Here is a 17,316-nt window from a genome sequence, read left to right as displayed (position 1 = left end):
TATTGTAACAATGCAATGTCTTTTAATCATGGAAAAAAAGCTGCGAACTTTCAAATTCCGCAGCTTCTCTGATCGATTAATCTTTGTTTTATCAAATTCACAAAATGAGCGGGTGCTCTCACTTTGAGCAAAGGTCCAAAGGAAAGAATCCGAATCACAATCTCTGTTTCATCCTCCTTATCGTAGAATAAAGTAACCTCATAGTGATTCACATCTATTTTTTGAACCCGTTTCTTGAAATGAGCAAAATGCATTAACACTCTTTCCAAAGCATTTCTTTGATCGACAAGTTCAAAGATTACACTCCTCAGCTTTAACGGATTTCTTTTTCTTAAATCCGTCGGGGGATTCTCCTTGATCGGTTGACAGCTGATAATCCTCGCTAAGTTAATTGTATTCCCCAAGTAGCTTCCTGCGCCAATCAGCCTAAACTTATCATCTTTTTGTGAGTATTCTAAATAATCTGGCTGAATTAAAACGGTCAGTTTTTGTCCATGTTTGTTTTCCTGCACAATACTTAATGGCGTATGTGTACGAATCGCCTGTAAGAGAATTCGAAAATTTTTGATATACGTTTCACTTTGATAATCATCGCCATCAGAATATTGATCAAAGATCAAAATATCATCAGGCATAAACAAGGGCTCAACATCAGGAAAATCAAAAGTATCCTCAGTAAACAGACGCATTCGCACATCCATGCCGATCGCCTTTAACCATTGTTTCTGTAACGTTGTAAGCGGCATGGACGGGACTTTCTTGAGGCAGGTTGTCCCCTCTGTCTGAATCAGCTGCCACCGCTGATCTTTCAATGCCGGACGAATATAAAGCTCACTCTCTTCAAACGCATGTTGATGGATGATTTCGCTCAACTCTGAATCGGAAAGTGGATGATCCATGGCTTGCTTCAGCAGAGCTGCAACCGTATTGTAATAGGCGCTGTATAGTTCATTGAAAAGCATGGTTCTCCTCCTCTTCTAAGCCATAAAGCTTATACATCTCTTCAAGATCCTCTTTAAACTGCTTTTCTAATGTTTTATTAGAAAAGCTGAATTCCGTAATACGGCAAAGAAAGGTTCGGATCCAAGGGATCAATTCACTGACATCATAAACATCCGCGCTGAATCGGCTGGAATGCGAGTCCAGCTGTTCGACGGTGCCGCAGCGCTTCTCTCTTTCAAGCCGTCTTGGTATATGCTGCTCCTGCTCTGTATAGCGAATAGTAAATTCAACATGTTCCATTCGAATGTTCGATCCGCCTTGCGTACTGACTCCCCAAATATGGGGAAGCATGCCTTCCAGCTTTGCTCGCAGTTCATCGAAACGATCACTGACCTCATTGATCTGCACCGCAACAATATTGTCGATTCGGTAGGCTGAAATGCGTCGAAATCGGAAGGAATAGGCCATAAGATATTGACGTCCATTTTGCACGCTGATCATCACTTTTAACGGGATCACCGTGTTCTCACTGAGTTGCGCTTTATGCCGATTCATCATTTTCAACATCATTGCGTTTTTCCCATGAATGGCGCTAAATATATCACAGAGGATTTCACTGTCCATTGTGTCGGTGATATAGTGATGCTTAAAAGCCAAGTGATCTTCATGATTTTCCAATTTGTCTAAAAGAAAAGAACCCATTACTCCACAAGGCGCAACTTCTGAAAAGAAATGAACCGCATCGGCATCCAGCAACGGAGCTGGATCCGCTGCATGATATACTTTCTTCTTGCCGCACATTTCGCCAACCACAATTCCTTCCCGAATGTATTCATTGAGCTTTTTGCGCACTGTGGATTCATCGAAAAATCTAGGCTCTTCGAAGTCCAATAGATATTCATCAATCTGTTCCCTGATCGAATTAAACGATAACGGATGATCCGCAGAATTGAGAATATCCATCAGGATAAAATGAAGTGTGATATCCCCCTCAGTAAAGCTCTTGGTTTTCCACGCTTTGTAAAGTGGATTATGTTTTGTAACCCGTGTATCAATCGAGAGAAAGACATTTTTCCCCTCCGCGGTCTGTCTAAATTGCATATAATCATTGAGCCAGCTTTCTAAACGCCGTTTTTCGTCATCATAAGAGCGTCCACTTTTCTTGGTAAATTCATTTCTGCTTTTAAATCCGTAAACGTAAAACTCTCGCATATAATCCCTTATTCTGCTGAAATTTTTCACCAATTCACTATAAGCCATAGACTGGTCACCTCTTTTTTCTGCCTTTATCCATCAATACTGAATTTCTAAAGTAAGTGATAAGACGGTTGGCATTCGTTATGCCCTATCCTTCAACTATTATCACACAAAGAAAACAGAACAGGAATACATTGTGCTTACAAATCAAAAAAGGCCATCCTTAGCTTTGTTCATTCTAATGATGACCTTTTCTTTAGTTTATGTTTTTGGAATTGAGGATCGGCAATAAATCCGATTATGCTTTTTTCAAGAATGCAATGTAGGCACGGTAAGCTTCATACACGTCAGCCTTGGAAACCACTTCCCATGGCGCATGCATATTCTGCACTGCAATCCCGGCGTCAATGACTTCCATGTTGTAGTTGGCCAAAATGTACGCGATGGTTCCGCCGCCGCCCTGATCAACACGTCCCAGTTCAGCAGTCTGGAACATCACATTCTCTTCCTCCATAATCCGGCGCAGCTCGGCGATGAATTCCGGATTGGCATCATTGCATCCGCTCTTGCCGCGGGAGCCGGTATACTTGTTGAAAACAATACCTTTTCCCAAAAATGCTGTATTTTTCATTTCATTCACGGATGGATAGTTCGGATCATAACCCGCGCTGACATCGCTGCTCAGCATTTTACTGTTCTGCAAAGCACGGCGAACTTTTAATTCGCTGTAATCGCCCATCGCGTTGAGTATTTCCGCAACGGTGTTCTCAAAGAAATGCGAATGCATGCCGCTGGCGCCATTGCTTCCCACTTCTTCTTTATCCACCAGCAGGCAGACGCTGGTACGCTGTGGATTTTCCATCGCGAACGTCGCCAATGCTGAAGTATATGCACAAACCCGGTCATCGTGTCCATAGCCCAGAACCAGACTGCGGTCTAAGCCATAATCACGAGCCTTGCCGGCCGGAACAACTTCGATCTCAGCGGAAAGGAAATCATCCTCTTCAATGTTGTATTTTTCTTTTAACAGAGCCAAGATCGCTTTTTTAACGGGCTCTTTTTCTTCCTTGTCCGATTCAGCCGGAATGCTTCCAACCAAAACATTTAGATCTTCCCCTTCGACGACCTTTGCGCCGGTCTTCTGCATCTGATCCCCAGACAAGTGGACCAACAGATCACTGATGCCGACAACCGGATCGTTATCATCTTCCCCAATGTTCAGATCAATCCGCGTGCCATCTTTCTTAAAGACAACGCCGTGCAGAGCCATCGGATGAGCAACCCACTGATATTTCTTAATTCCGCCATAATAATGGGTATCCAACAAGGTCAATCCCTGATCTTCATAAATCGGGTGCTGCTTCAGATCCAGGCGTGGAGAGTCAATATGCGCTCCAACGATATTCATGCCTGCTTCCAGCGGTTCACTGCCGATTACAAACAACGCGATGTCCTTATCTTTGTTCACCGCATAAAACTTGTCGCCGGCCTGAATTTTTTCTTTCGCTGCCAGCACCACATTCAGATTGCGGTAACCGTTTTCTTCCGCCAGCCGAACGGTTTCTTTCACGCATTCCCGTTCCGTCTTGCAGACCGAAATAAAATGCTTATACGCTTCATTGAAGGCAAATAACGCTTCACGTTCTGCCCCCAGCGTTTTACTCCATACTGTTTTCATCAAGTAAAATCCTCCTGTGTATTATTATAAACAAACTCTGGCAGGACACAAGCAGAAAACCTGTTTTTCTTTCATTGACATTTGTCAACATAATTGCTACGATATAGAAAAGAACAAACCAAGGAGCCTCAGCCTTCCAGCTAACGTTGATTGCTGAGTAAGGAGCAGGTGTGCCGATCCGTTAAGAAAGGGATAAACCGATGCAGCGAATTCATTTATATCAGTTGGGGCCGCGCGCCTATCAGCTGTCACGAAAGAAGGAAATCTTCAAACGGAACTTTCAAGACCGCCTTCATCATACTCAGTTTGCCGAAACTTACAGTGATTCCTTGCTTCCCCATGTAATCAACCGACATAATTCACTAATTCGCCGCAAGTTAGGTGATGTTGATCAGCAGCTGCAGGAAAACAAGGCTGTAAATCTGGCGCTGGCTGCCCCCAAACTCAATAAGATCCTGATTAGGCCTAACGAAACATTCTCATTCTGGCATTTGGTTGGCGAGTGTACAACAGAAAAAGGCTATCAGGAAGGTTTGACTATCTCCGGCAATCATCCGTCCAGCGGCATTGGTGGCGGGATGTGCCAAATGACCAATTTGATTCATTGGATGATTCTGCACAGTTCCTTGACAATCACAGAGCATCACCATCATGGTCGGATTGATTTATTCCCAGATTTCGGACGGCAGGTACCTTTCGGCACAGGAACCTCCATTGTTTACAATTACTTAGATTACCGTGTGACAAACAACACCTTGGATACCTTTCAGCTCATCATTACAACGGATGATCGTTATCTGCGCGGGGAACTGCGGGCGGATCATCCTCAGCCGCTGAAATTTCATGTCTACGAACAGGACAGCTGGTTTAGTTGGGAAGCAGACGGCGCTTACCGTCACAATATTGTACGTCTTAAGGCGATTAACAAAGACAGCGGTCTTGTTGCTTTTGATCGTGAGCTGATTACCAATCATGCCAAAGTGATGTATGATCCGCAGTATATTGACCCAACGTTGTTTCGACAATGACGATTCAATGTACACGCTCCTTTCTATAATTTTTAGTCCAACATCAACTACACAAGCTATTTCTAATATGGAAGGAACTAAGAAATACTGATTGCTTCTATCCGCATCACCAGAGAAAAGATGTTCGGTTCTTCCGTACACCCTTTTTCATTTTGATTTATTCCCTCTCTTTAACTATATCAATTGACAGTCGGATAATATACGTTTAACAGACTCCCAAATGGAAAGAGAAGGATTTTCCCTGTAGAAATTATATCCTTCATAGTTTTGCATTTTATAACCTTTCTCCCTATTGCGCTGCATAATAGCCTCGGAACGACGTATTGCGGCCTGAACATCGTTTATCGTTAATGAATTGAGTATCATCCGTTTGAAATTATTCTCCTGTTTGTAATGAGCTAAATCCTCAAAGTTTACGCCATAAGCTCGATTTAGTAGTCTAAGATAATTCTTGCGATGATCCAGAAAGCTATTACAATCCGTTTTATGCAAAATCATCCAAAGTTCAAAAGTATAATTACTGTATCCTAATAGATATTTAATATTTTTCCTGAATTCTGTGCTTTTTGCATTTGATCTAATATGTACTTAAAATGCTGTACATGTCTGGCTTCTTCGCTTTCTCGATCAAAAATATGTGTAGTTGTTGTCCTTTCAAGAATTGTCATCCGTTTGACAAACGCTATCGGATCTATTTTTTTGCTATTGAGTTTAACTGTATATCTTGTATGCGGATCCTTGTTGATTGTCTCTTGAAGCCAATCAAAATACCATTTTTCCGTTTCTCCCTCAACTGAAAAATAGTAGGTCCGATTTTCTTTACGCATTAGATTACACCTCTTTTCTTTTAGATAATAAATCCTCAAAAATTGTTGTAAAATCAATGTTTTTAATAGCTCCATAGCGATCCACAAAATAGTTTTTCATATAATCCTCATTTTTACGTACCCCGGAGCTGCCTGCAGTACCAAAATCAGAAAGTGCATAATGGATACTGAAATGCGTTATATCATTCCGCTCTACAAACTTTATTTCATCTCGTCGATAAAGATTTGCATTCAAAAAAATGGGATTATGCGTGTTAAATACTAACTGTGCATGGTAAATATTAATCTCATCATTATGAAAGAGATTAATGATACTCATCAACGCCATTGGATGAATCGAAGCATCAAATTCATCTACGATCAAAGTACCGCCATTCAACAAGGCATTCACCACTAAAGGAAACATATTCACAAAACGAATCGTTCCATAAGATTCAAATAACTCCGCAGGAATGACTGCTCCATTATTAGATGCCTCGAATATAGAGCAAAGCTTTGCTTCATCCGCTTCTCCCTCTACCATGTATCCGAGGACATTGGAATTAATTCCAAAATAAGCTGCTGCTTCATTGAGTGTCTTTTCAATATAAATGGATTTCTTTTTAGGATCACTGAACTTCCTGATGAGTTGCATAGAATCAGCTCTATAGATCACCATAAATTGATTATCTATCCAATCATGAATCAGTTTAACCAACTTAGAACTGAACATTGTTTTGAAACCATTCATTAAAAACAGTTCTTCATCATTCAAATTGTTTTTAGCCAATGTCATCGCACTTTCAGCATTTTGCTCAAAAGCATTTACTAGAAATTCACTGATTGACTCTAAAGATCCGAATTCCAGACTTGTCCCTCTTAAAAACACGATCGTTTCGTTAATCTTAAGTGTTTCAGATAAAACCTTTCGAGCATGATCCACTTCTAAAAATTTTCCTAAATCCGCTGAAAATCCATATTCTACAAGCAAGCCTGATGCTGTAAATTTAATAAAGAAACGTACAGGCTCATTTTCTTCTGCTGTACTATTCGGAATTAACTCTAAGGCGTTAGCTGCAGCATTAGGAGTACTTTTACCGCTCTCGTTGCGTAGATTTCCACGCATTATGATCGATTTAAAAGTATCCATTGCCCCAATAAGATTGGTTTTTCCGGATGCATTAGGTCCATAAATAACTGCTGAACAAAGTCCTTTAACCTTCTTCTTTCCAATGTTTTCTTCCAATATACTATAATCCAAACCTTTTTGCTTAGGTGCGGGGATGAGTGAAAACACCAATTCTTCTTTAAATGATTTATAATTGGCAGTCTTGAATTTTAATAACATAGTATACCTCCATTTTGCAATATAATTGAAATTCTACATCCTAACTATAGTAATAATATGATAAAACGCCAATTATTTATTCATATTTTGCATTTTTTTTGCAAAATGGATTTAAACTAAGTAAGAACTCGAACTTTCAGTACATCTGTTGTGTCAACAAAGATAAACATCTCTACAAGGCATTTATTTCTTTTGATTACAAGTTGCTAAAGCAAAAATTATAAAAATGAAAACAAATGCTTAAAATGGAGAATAAATTTTCCATTTTAAGCATTTTATGTATTCTAGTATCTATATAGTTTGTATGAAATCAAACATGTCTTCAAGAGCATCAAGAAATTAAACTTTCCAAATTCTTAAATCTTTCTTGTCACCTTAATTGTACTCGGAATCTGGTCCTCGTGAATCTCAATCGAGTAATCCGTATATTTCCTTGGATATTCAACATCTTCTTTCTTCCTAACATCAACTGCATCAAAAAGTTGATATGAAGGACAATCTCCAAGTTCCTTACTGTGAGTGAAGATAATCAGCTCGCGAACGACCATTTTCCCTCTTGCTGCAGAATGATCATGTTCAAACATGTTGATAATCGCTTCCCAAAGCAGTTCAAGATCTTCCTCTGAAAATTTCGTCGTTTTACGTGCTAAATTAGCTGAAATATACCCTTCTGCACGATACAGCGCATATGGCACAATATTCTTACGACCCATTTCCGTTCGTTTGTTTGCTGCATCCTCTTCCTTTGTAATTGCAATTCGAGTAATCGATAATTCCTGGCTAATGATCGGATCAACGCTTCTTGCAAATCCAATCTGTACCGGTCCACGAACTTGGCCGCAATTCAAATTATCCGTAACAAAGGTTGTCATTACAGCGCCAAATGTTCGAATGTCAAAAAATTCACGGCACATAAAGTCACGGATTTTTACATCAATCTCCGGATTTTCTTTTTTAACTTTTTTGATCTCTTTCCGATCAATTCCATAGTATTCGTAGGCAAGCTTATCGCTCGAATTGAGAGGCACATCCTGCTTAATATAAATTTTATATCCTACAGCTTCTTCCTTAACAGTTTCCACATAGTTTCTTATTTTTCGTTTTAAACAAACATCTGTTACAATTCCATATCCACTTTCTGGATCAATCCGAGGCAAATTTCCAGCATCAGGATCTCCATTGGGATTACCATTTTCCACATCAAACAAGATGATAAATTCAATTCTATTCTTGATCACTTCAGACATTTTTTTGTTCCTCCTTATTTTTCTTTTCATAGTGTTTCTGCGTCTGATGATAATACCCCAAAATAAACATACCTTGTTCTTCTAAGGAAAGTTGTTTAGGACAAGCCGTTTTTTGATCATCTGTTACCACAAGTTTACCCTGCAGTTCTTCCAACATTTTTTCATAGAAAATTTTTTCTGGTTCTTTTAATTTTCGGATATGGCTATTCTTTAATTTAAATAGAATGGGGAAGATCGATGCTGGTGTTGCACAGGCAGAATTGAAATATCGATCTTTGATTGTCGCTTTGATGTCAGGATTAGCTGCTTGTTGGATTGCTTCCAATATGGCAAATTCCCTTCCCAGCATATAGGCTACATTAGTGCTATTTACGTTTAAAGCCACTTGTATCTCCTCCTTATCAATCTGTGTATTCTTTAATAAATATGCTTTAATCATTGCTGCTCGGCCACGGCTGATCTTATAAATTCCCTTCTCACTATCATCTTGATCAGCCTTAATTCGTTCTAATACCCGCATAAACAAAGCTGTTGGATAACGCCCGTCAGATAAAATAGCCTTATATGTTGTTCCTGGAAGACTGGACAAAGACTTTTTATCCTGTATTTTCTTATTTACTATTTCTTGAAACATTCGCCAAAGGCCAAGATATTCAAATGAATCTGAAGCCGGTTTGACAATTGCCATGCGATCATAATGAGCTTTGATGTGATGCAGAATATTTCCAAAGCTGTCTTGATAAAAGAACCGTACCGCAATTCTTGCGGCATTGGGAGCTATTCCTAAAATATAGAACTTTTGATTCATATCCAGATTTTTTAAAACGTCATCAACATCCACAATTTTTCCTACTTCTAAATTCTTGAATACACCATTTACTAGTTTTTGATTTGAAATTGTAGGTTCAGTAATGAAAGAAAAGGTATCCTGATATTTTTTCTCACCATTTTCAGCCCAATAAACGATGGTTGTATCTCCCAGTAATGTTTTATGTTCATTATCAGCAAGGAGATAATTCAAAGTTGTTGTATATGCATACATCGCATAATTGCCAATTGGTGCATTAAAACTTTGTTCTTTTCCATAAGATTCAAAAGCTTGTGCATTAAAGGAGACCAATGCCGCACCACTGGGTTGTGCACCACGAACTCCTTTAATCAAATTGTGAATTCTTGCGATATCCGTTCGTTGTCCTGTTACCATACAGATTCCCTGTTCATCATTCCCTTTTTGCGTATATGATTCTTCCCATGCATGTTGAATTTTCTCATCTTCATGAACATAACAGCCATCGACTTCAAAAATAAAATTAGCTCCTGATGCTATTTCTTTCAGGTTTTCTTTTAAAGCTGGATGTTCCTCAACCCCTTCCAACTGCCAGGTATCAAAATACTTCAATACTGCTCTAGCCGCAGAAGAGTCAATACCATCCAAAATCTTATGATGTTCTTCTCTAGATTTTTGAAAGCATTCTTTTGTTCTGTCAGATTTTTCCTTAAGACCAATTCCGAGAATATATCGTGAATTGTCACAGAGAAAATTTGCACGAACTTGAGAAGCACGTGGATTGTGCTGTGGAACTATTAATAGTTGGGGTACCCAATCTGCTTTTTTCCCTCTTAATACAAATTGCTTTAACGGAATAACACGTTTCAATTCACCTTCCTGAGATAGTTCAAGTGCAAAAGAGACTTTTTCTGCAGACCATCCAGGACTCGTAATTCGTTTTTGCTTTTTCAGTACTTCATAATGATTAATCAAGGCCTGTAAAATCACCGAACCACCTCGCAGTTTCTAACGTCCAGAATGCCATTTTTTAAAACAGCTCTGAAAAACAGTGGCTCTATTCCATCCGGATTCGCATAATTCAGATCATAAAGCATATAACCTAAATCTTTTATTTCATTCGGATAGGCTGTAGATATTTGTTCTTCCTCAAATGGAGCAAAGTTTGCCGGAAATTCCCTGCATCCAAAATAAGGCATATGATAGCATTGACCACGCCGTAAGCGTCGCTTGAAAATATCTATAAACTTACCAGGATTATCGCTGTTGTTGGCCCGTTCAGTCATCTCAAAATGACCTTCAATAACATAATCGACATCGGTAAGCAATAGCGACGCTCGCTGAACAATGCTCTCTTTTGTGCAAATATAAATCGGATCCGAGGACCCCTTCATCGCACCGAGAGCTTTTGTTCCTGAAATTTTATCTTTGACTTCGTTTCTTCTCACACTGGTAAATTGAATTGGTTTTCTAACATAGATTTTATCAATTCTCCATTTTAATCCTGGGTGCCAATAAATAGCCTCTAAAATTCCTCTGGCAGCAGAAGGTGTCATTACATCATAACTACACCGCTCTACTTTCATCTCTGGTCTGGAAAACAAGGCATAATCACCCCAAACCCGTACTCGCACTCCAAAATCCATTTCATCACTCCTCTCTACTTGCATTTTGCTGACTCTCATCTAAATCAAAAACATCTATAAATTTTATGCCATACAGCTTCACCGCTTTCTTTTTCTATCATCAGACCGATGTCATCAGAATAACCTTCTTTCGTTGATAACAGATACAGTCCCGGGATAATTTCTTTCAAAAGTCCTGCCTGGTTCAATGCATTAAAATCTTTTTCGTACACATTCACACAATATTGTCCTGCCTCACGAATCAATGGAATAGAATATTCCCCAGCTGTCAATCTCTGGATTAATTTTCCTATTTTGTCACCCCAATCTATTAAAATCGTTTCGGTTTTTTCTTCAATCAGATGAAACTGACTTGCCACTGTAGCAAACGGAAACATCTGAGATTGTGCTTCATTTTCAAAAGCATTGACAATATTTTTAATATCCGTTCCATTTCCTACATGTTTATAAAGTCGTTTGAAATAAGCCTGAATTGCTTCCAAAGAAGAAATATCTGAAAAGTTTTCCTGGATTTGCTCTGCAATGCTGATCGGCAGTTTTAAACTCTGAGGGAGATGTATAACCGAAACACTATCAAGGGTAAATATCACGGTGTGACATTCTTCACGTTTTCGTTTTCCTTCACGATTACAGCGGCCGGCAGCTTGAATGATGGAATCTAATCCTGCCAATTCTCGATAGACAGTTTGAAAATCCAAATCAACTCCTGCCTCCACTAAACTGGTTGCCACCAATCGACAAGGCTTATTTTCTTTCAATCGTTTTCGTACTTGATTAAGAATTTTTCTTCTGTGTTCCGGAACCATCCAGGTTGACAAATGGAAAGTCCCTTCTTGATTTCTCATTTTTATATATATTTCCTGAGCACTTCGCCGTGTATTTAAAATGCATAAAGCTTGTTTCTGTTCACTAATTTCTTTTGCTAGTTGATTCAATGAAACTTCACCTCGTTGTTCAAAGACTGTTCGGCTGAAGAAATCATATTGATCTTGCCGATTTTGACAAATCTCTATTGCCCTTAAAGAATCAGGTAAAAAACCTTCCAATGCGGGCTGTGTAGCCGTACAAAGCACAACCGAACAATGGTAATTACAGATTAATTCCTGAATCACACGGATACAAGGTTTAATATACTGTACCGGTATTTTCTGTATTTCATCAAAAATAATAACGCTGTTCGCTATATTGTGAAGTTTTCTACAACGAGAAGGCTTATTTGAAAACAAGGATTCAAAGAATTGTACATTTGTTGTTACAACCACCGGTTTATCCCAGTTTTCTGCAGCAAGCTGAATTTTCTTTAATTCATCAGGATCATCACAGCTAACATTATAATGATCCTCTAGAACATTATCTCTCCCCAAAATCGCTTTAAAGACTTCAGCATTCTGTTCAATGATCGTTGTATAAGGATTGACATAAATAACACGATTAAGATAATGAGTAACTGCCTGCACAAAAGCAAATACAAGAGAAGAGACTGTTTTACCTCCGCCAGTTGGTACGGTGAGCGTATAAAGACCAGGATCTAATTTTCCCATTTGTAAACAATCCTGCAGGATTTGCGTTCTCCTTCCATTAACTGTAGTCAAATCTTTATTTTTCAGCCAAGGCTGGATATGAGCATAAAGCCGATTCCAGAGCACTGTGATGTCATCACCCTTATCTCTTTTTATCAAGTCTCCTTTCATAAATCGTTCAGTATCTAAATAATCAGCATCCACTAAACAAGAGAACAACATTCTAACGAAGAAGGCCATCATAAATCCTGCTTGACCTGTATGTTTAAGAGGCGGGTTGGCAAGTTCAGGAATGGATATCTCCTTCTGAAAATCTGAGTAACTCTCCACGCACTTTTTCTTTCGCCCCATCAATGTTTTTGTTCCTGCATTATCAGCCAGAGTGCCACCATCAGCAAGTCCAGCATGGTGACCTGCAACGCAATAAGCTGCTAAATAATAATTCTTTTTCATTAACTCTTGAGCGCCAGCTGATGAATGATCTACTTTTGTTCTTTTATTGAATAAATGATCTTGAAATGACACTGAGTACTTTCCAATATCATGAAGCAATCCTGCCGTATAGCCCCATTGCGCACAATCAAAAGTACTGGCGAACTGAGCGGCTAATACGGCTGTTCCCTGCAAATGATCTCGTAGTGTTTGCATGTGTTTCTTGTCTTCACTGATATGGGCATAATACATATTGGCTGTTTCCTCCTATCTATTCATCTTGTTAGATCATTATCACTACTTTTTCTATGCATCTTTATTATAGCAGGTTAACTGTACAAAAAATTTACCATCTTAGAAAAAGAAAAAATGTGTATTGATCATCAGTAATTTTTTGATCAACCACACATCTTCTTGATTTTTGCTGAAATATTTTATTATGCAATTCCTGCAAATAAGGACTACAGATCCTCACTGCGCCGCTGCGCCTCGGCCTTGAACACTTGCATCTTCGCTTCCAGATCCGCGCGCAAAGCACGCAAGTCATGCTTAACTAATTGTTTATGCTTGACCGTCTGAACGCCATTGACCCATACCGAATCCACATTGGACGCGTTAGCGCTGTAAACCAAAGCGGAAAACGGATCATAGATCGGAAACATATTGACCGATTGGGTTTCCACCAATACCAAATCCGCTTTCTTGCCTGGAGTCAAGGAACCGATCTGATTCTCTAAATTCAGTACGCGGGCACCGCCAAGGGTCGCCAGCGGCAGAATCTCTTTTGCCGGAAACAGCGACCGGTCATGATTGGCCGTTTTGTGCGCTTTGCCGACAAGCGGCAGCTGGGAAAACAGATCCAGCGTATTCCCGCTGGAAGCCCCGTCGCTCCCCAATCCCACCGGTATCCCCTGTTCTATCATCTTTTTTAATGGTGCAACACCCTTGCCGGCCTTCGTATTGGAACCAATACAATGCGCAATCCGACAGCCATGCTGAGCCATCAGTTTCAGATCATGATCATGGACATGAATGCAATGTGCGGCCACCAAATGCGGACTCAGCAAACCAATCGATTCCAGATATTCGATCGGCGTCTGATTTTTCTCTTTGCGGAACATTTCCATTTCATAATCCATCTCTGCCGCATGCAGGGAAAGCAGCACATCGTACCGCTCAGCAATAGCCTGCGCTTGTTTTAAAGCTTCCGCGCTGTTGGTATTGGTCGCATGCGGACCGATCGCCGGCGTGATCAAAGGATGGCGGTTTTTCCATCGGGCAATGAACTGTTCGCTGATCGCCAGTCCGCCGTACGGTTCGCCGCTGTCGCAGTTAGCAAAATCCACAATCGTTTCCGCCAGAACCGCACGCATGTTCATCTCACTCATCGCCTCGGCCAGCGCATCCTCAAAATAATACATATCAAACACCGTCGTCACGCCGCCCAGCATCATTTCCGCCGCGGCATAACGAGCTGAAGCCTGAGCCAGCTCCCGTGTCATCGCTGCATTTTCGAGCGGAAACAAAAACCGCCGCAGCCGATCCGGACAATCATCCCCCAACGACCGGAAAGGAATCATGCCCAGATGACAATGCGTATTGACCATTCCCGGAAGAAGCAATCCCTGCTTGCCGTCGATCACTTCATCCACTTCCAGATCGAAATCGTTCAGGGCTAGAATCGTATCATCCTCGATGACCAGGCAACCTTGAGGATAAAGATGATTGGCTTCGTCAGTAGTGATCAGCGTCACATTTTCAATCCGGGTTCTCATGCCTGTTCCTCAATAATCAAAGGGATAAATTCCAGCGTCTTGCCGATCAGCAAGCCTTTATCCGTCAATTTAATTTCCGGTGATACTGGTAAGGACAAGGTCGCAAAGGACATGACCGCATTATGATGAACATATCCCAGCTGCTCTTCCATCGCTGTCCGCACTGCTTCCACCTGCGATGCCAGCTGTGCCAGCGGCTGATCGGAAACAATGCCGCCAACGTTCAAAGAGGCACACGCCTGGATTTTTTCATTGACACAGACGCAATAACCACCTTGAATCGCAAGCAGATGATTGGCAGCACACACCATATCCTGAACATTGGAGCCCATTACCATCAGATTATGATGATCATGCGCCCATGAGGAAGCCACCGCCCCCTGCTTATGAATTCCGCCTTGCGTAAAGGCCAACGCGATAGAACCGCCTTTGCCGTAACGTTCAATGCAGGCGATCAATGCCAGACCGCTGTCCTGCCACTGCACTACGCCATTCTTGACCGGTAGCTGCATCCGGATCAGACGGGTAAACGTCGCCTGGGGATTAATTTCAATCCCATGCACTAAAACAGATTGTGTTTCAGAAGCGACCCGGATGACAAAATCCTCCGCCGTTAAAGGGCGATGCTGCAGTGATTGATAAAATTCCTGCGGAAAGGAAACTGGTTTCTCCGCAGCCGCAAAGCCGGTTTTCGGCTCGCTGACCAGAACGCCGTTTTTATAAACCTGATGAACCTCCCAGTCCTCGAGGCTGTCCAGCAGGACAAAATCAGCCAGTTTTCCCGGGGCAATCACGCCGCGGTCATCCAGATGCATTCGCCGGGCAGAAGTGAAGGTGCTGCAGTAAATGGCTTTTTCCATCGGCAGACCACATTTCACCGCAGAAAGCAGAACCTGATTGAGATGTCCATGCAGAAAGTGATCCGGCATAACATCATCTGTCACAAGACTGAAATATTCGTAGAACTGATGATCCACCAAAGTGCGGATCGTATCCGGATTGATCGACTTGCCCTGCATTTCCAAAAACATGCCATTAGTAATTTTCTCGACGATGCTTTCCGGGGTTTGCTGCGTGTGATCGGCATTGACTCCGGAAGCGATAAACTTGGCCAGATCCGCACCGCTGATCTTCGGACAATGTCCTTCCAGCGGCAGAAGCGGCCGTTTTTTCCGGCACAGCGCGATGATCTGTTTGATCAAAGTTTCGTCCTCACTGACCAGTTCCTTAAAGTTCATGACTTCTCCCAGGCAGCGGATCTGCGGATGATCTAAAAGCTTTTCCACTTCTTCCAGCCCGATCACACCGCCGGTGGTTTCGCAATCCGGATTTGTTGAGGGAACGGAGGACGGAATGCCGTAAAAAATATCCATGACCGGTTCGCTGTCCATAAACGCCTCAATCCCCTTTAAGCCAAATACGTTGGCTATTTCATGCGGATCGGCGACCACCGTCGTCACCCCAAAGGACAGAGCCTGACGGGAGAATTCGGTCGGAATCGTCATCGAACTTTCAACATGCATGTGAATATCGATGAGTCCGGGAATCATCCAACGGCCTTGAGCGTCAATCTCCTGATCGACTTTCTGGCGCATTTCCTCCTCAGTTTCCTGCAGCTGGGCGAACTGCTCGCCGCGGATCAGGACACTTTTTTCTTCAAAGGACTGCGTATAGCTGTTGTAAACACGGGCGTTGCGAATTCTGATTGTATTCATAGGCGGTTTCTCCTTTCGTCTTAAATTTGAAACAGGGCAGGACCCGAACGGACCCTGCCTTGTCATTGTCCTTCCCTTTTTTAGGAAAGCTTCATTTCAGTTAGTTGTTGATCGTACGGTTCCACTGGTCCGTCCACTGCGCCATCAGCGGATTAACAAACGAATAGTCAATCGATTTTGCCCGTTCCGCAACTTCGCCATAGGTCATGTTGGCGGCCTGTTCCGGTGTCAGTTCGACATTCTTGTTTACCGGGCCTTCGTTCAGCGTCACAGCTGTAACGGACTGCAGCTCCTGGGAAATCCGCCAGTTGATATACATATACGCTAAATCCTTGTTCTTGGAATTCTTGTTGATATCAATTGTATTGAAGTTCGCATAGGTGTAATCCGCAGGAACGACAAACTCTGTGCTTGGTGCGGCATTCTGAATCACTGGAACGCCGAAGTCGCCGACGACCGCAACCGCAATTTCACCAGCCGCAAACATATTGGCCAGATCGCTGGACTTGGAATAGGTTCTGACAATGTTCGGTTTCAGTTCATTCAGCGCTTCAAAAGCCGCAGCACCGTCATCGGATGTAATGTCAACACCCTTGTAATCCGAAGCCAGATAGACCATGGCCGGGCCAAAGGTTGTGGACAGTTCCGGAATCGACAGCTTTCCTGCCAGTTCTGGTTTCCACAGATCCGACCAGCTTGTGATTTCAAAGCCGACCGCTTCCTTATCATAGATAATGCCGATACTGTTGAGCGTATAGGCCGGGCCATATCCTTGGGCAACCGTGGCTTTCGCTCCGTCGATGATGTTTTCCAGATTTGGAATCTGTGTTGTGTCAATCTTTTCAAACAGGTCGGCAACATAGCCGTTAGCGGCGGCTGCCTGAGACAGTTCAATGACATCGACCGTTGAATCCGGATTGGTGGACAGCTTGGTATAACGATTGGCAGTTGTGTCAGTTTCCAGAATTACCTTGCAGTTGCACAGTTCTTCAAACGGGCCGTACACATCTTCAACGAGCACGTCTTCACTTAAACCCCAGGTGGAAACGGTCAGCGTGCGCTGGCCTTCTGTCTTGCCATCCCCTGCCGGTTTGCTGGAACAGCCGCTCACAGCCGCAACCATGGCCAGAGCGCAGAGCGAAATCATCAGCTTTTTCATTTTCTTTCCTCCTTAAAATGTTCAGCTTGTTTTATT

Annotated in this window: 14 protein-coding genes; 1 reads left to right on the top strand and 13 read right to left on the bottom strand. The window is 41.9% G+C overall.

Going from position 1 to position 17,316, the window contains the following annotated elements; genetic code table 11:
• Positions 1 to 50: 50 nt before the first annotated feature.
• From MCG46_RS05265 to MCG46_RS05255, 3 genes are all read right to left on the bottom strand, one after another.
• Positions 51 to 899: a hypothetical protein gene (locus MCG46_RS05265; RefSeq protein ID WP_240278299.1), complete on the bottom strand. Its 849-nt coding sequence runs from the start codon at positions 897 to 899 to the stop codon at positions 51 to 53.
• A 49-nt stretch (positions 900 to 948) separates the two neighbouring features.
• Positions 949 to 2,154, bottom strand: coding sequence for a WYL domain-containing protein (locus tag MCG46_RS05260; RefSeq protein WP_240278297.1), 1,206 nt, complete (start codon positions 2,152 to 2,154; stop codon positions 949 to 951).
• Positions 2,155 to 2,437: 283 nt separating this feature from the next.
• Positions 2,438 to 3,817, bottom strand: a complete 1,380-nt coding sequence (locus MCG46_RS05255) for an aminopeptidase (RefSeq protein ID WP_240278288.1) — start codon at positions 3,815 to 3,817, stop codon at positions 2,438 to 2,440.
• Between the two features lie 200 nt (positions 3,818 to 4,017).
• Between MCG46_RS05255 and MCG46_RS05250 the strand changes: the two genes are divergently transcribed.
• Positions 4,018 to 4,845: a VanW family protein gene (locus MCG46_RS05250; RefSeq protein WP_240278287.1), complete on the top strand. Its 828-nt coding sequence runs from the start codon at positions 4,018 to 4,020 to the stop codon at positions 4,843 to 4,845.
• Positions 4,846 to 5,019: 174 nt separating this feature from the next.
• On the opposite strand, the gene MCG46_RS19610 is transcribed toward MCG46_RS05250, so the two are convergent.
• From MCG46_RS19610 to MCG46_RS05205, 10 genes are all read right to left on the bottom strand, one after another.
• On the bottom strand, positions 5,020 to 5,343 hold the full coding sequence (locus MCG46_RS19610) for a hypothetical protein (protein WP_430622657.1): 324 nt from the start codon (positions 5,341 to 5,343) through the stop codon (positions 5,020 to 5,022).
• 29 nt (positions 5,344 to 5,372) lie between these two features.
• A complete protein-coding gene (locus tag MCG46_RS05245; RefSeq protein ID WP_240278284.1) occupies positions 5,373 to 5,672 on the bottom strand; it encodes an RloB family protein in 300 nt (99 codons plus the stop codon).
• A gap of 4 nt (positions 5,673 to 5,676) precedes the next feature.
• On the bottom strand, positions 5,677 to 6,999 hold the full coding sequence (locus MCG46_RS05240; RefSeq protein ID WP_240278283.1) for an AAA family ATPase: 1,323 nt from the start codon (positions 6,997 to 6,999) through the stop codon (positions 5,677 to 5,679).
• 356 nt (positions 7,000 to 7,355) lie between these two features.
• On the bottom strand, positions 7,356 to 8,246 hold the full coding sequence (gene cas7c, locus MCG46_RS05235) for a type I-C CRISPR-associated protein Cas7/Csd2 (protein ID WP_240278281.1): 891 nt from the start codon (positions 8,244 to 8,246) through the stop codon (positions 7,356 to 7,358).
• Positions 8,239 to 10,023 carry a type I-C CRISPR-associated protein Cas8c/Csd1 gene (cas8c, locus tag MCG46_RS05230; protein ID WP_240278279.1) on the bottom strand — a complete coding sequence of 595 codons (1,785 nt, stop codon included), beginning with the start codon at positions 10,021 to 10,023 and terminating at the stop codon, positions 8,239 to 8,241. Before cas8c ends, cas7c begins: the two co-directional genes overlap by 8 nt.
• Positions 10,020 to 10,679, bottom strand: a complete 660-nt coding sequence (gene cas5c, locus MCG46_RS05225) for a type I-C CRISPR-associated protein Cas5c (RefSeq protein WP_240278277.1) — start codon at positions 10,677 to 10,679, stop codon at positions 10,020 to 10,022. The genes cas8c and cas5c overlap by 4 nt, the downstream gene beginning before the upstream one ends.
• Positions 10,680 to 10,723: 44 nt before the next feature.
• Positions 10,724 to 12,883, bottom strand: a complete 2,160-nt coding sequence (gene cas3 / locus MCG46_RS05220; RefSeq protein ID WP_240278275.1) for a CRISPR-associated helicase Cas3' — start codon at positions 12,881 to 12,883, stop codon at positions 10,724 to 10,726.
• 209 nt (positions 12,884 to 13,092) lie between these two features.
• Positions 13,093 to 14,406, bottom strand: a complete 1,314-nt coding sequence (locus MCG46_RS05215; RefSeq protein WP_240278273.1) for an amidohydrolase — start codon at positions 14,404 to 14,406, stop codon at positions 13,093 to 13,095.
• Positions 14,403 to 16,121: an adenine deaminase C-terminal domain-containing protein gene (locus MCG46_RS05210; RefSeq protein WP_240278271.1), complete on the bottom strand. Its 1,719-nt coding sequence runs from the start codon at positions 16,119 to 16,121 to the stop codon at positions 14,403 to 14,405. Before MCG46_RS05210 ends, MCG46_RS05215 begins: the two co-directional genes overlap by 4 nt.
• 100 nt (positions 16,122 to 16,221) lie before the next feature.
• Entirely contained in the window at positions 16,222 to 17,280 is a 1,059-nt protein-coding gene (locus MCG46_RS05205; RefSeq protein WP_240278269.1) for an ABC transporter substrate-binding protein, read from the bottom strand.
• Between the last annotated feature and the right edge of the window lie 36 nt (positions 17,281 to 17,316).

The sequence above is a fragment of the Holdemania massiliensis genome (assembly GCF_022440805.1).
GTDB lineage: Bacteria > Bacillota_I > Bacilli_A > Erysipelotrichales > Erysipelotrichaceae > Holdemania > Holdemania massiliensis_A.
The sequence above is the reverse complement of the archived record's forward strand: the minus strand, read 5'-3'. Positions and strand labels throughout refer to the sequence as shown.

Coding starts and splice junctions, on each gene's coding strand:
- MCG46_RS05265 (WP_240278299.1), bottom strand. CDS start 899: ATGGATCATCCACTTTCCGATTCAGAGTTGAGCGAAATCATCCATCAA.
- MCG46_RS05260 (WP_240278297.1), bottom strand. CDS start 2,154: ATGCGAGAGTTTTACGTTTACGGATTTAAAAGCAGAAATGAATTTACC.
- MCG46_RS05255 (WP_240278288.1), bottom strand. CDS start 3,817: ATGAAAACAGTATGGAGTAAAACGCTGGGGGCAGAACGTGAAGCGTTA.
- MCG46_RS05250 (WP_240278287.1), top strand. CDS start 4,018: ATGCAGCGAATTCATTTATATCAGTTGGGGCCGCGCGCCTATCAGCTG.
- MCG46_RS19610 (WP_430622657.1), bottom strand. CDS start 5,343: ATGATTTTGCATAAAACGGATTGTAATAGCTTTCTGGATCATCGCAAG.
- MCG46_RS05245 (WP_240278284.1), bottom strand. CDS start 5,672: ATGCGTAAAGAAAATCGGACCTACTATTTTTCAGTTGAGGGAGAAACG.
- MCG46_RS05240 (WP_240278283.1), bottom strand. CDS start 6,999: ATGTTATTAAAATTCAAGACTGCCAATTATAAATCATTTAAAGAAGAA.
- cas7c (WP_240278281.1), bottom strand. CDS start 8,246: ATGTCTGAAGTGATCAAGAATAGAATTGAATTTATCATCTTGTTTGAT.
- cas5c (WP_240278277.1), bottom strand. CDS start 10,679: ATGGATTTTGGAGTGCGAGTACGGGTTTGGGGTGATTATGCCTTGTTT.
- cas3 (WP_240278275.1), bottom strand. CDS start 12,883: ATGTATTATGCCCATATCAGTGAAGACAAGAAACACATGCAAACACTA.
- MCG46_RS05215 (WP_240278273.1), bottom strand. CDS start 14,406: ATGAGAACCCGGATTGAAAATGTGACGCTGATCACTACTGACGAAGCC.
- MCG46_RS05210 (WP_240278271.1), bottom strand. CDS start 16,121: ATGAATACAATCAGAATTCGCAACGCCCGTGTTTACAACAGCTATACG.
- MCG46_RS05205 (WP_240278269.1), bottom strand. CDS start 17,280: ATGAAAAAGCTGATGATTTCGCTCTGCGCTCTGGCCATGGTTGCGGCT.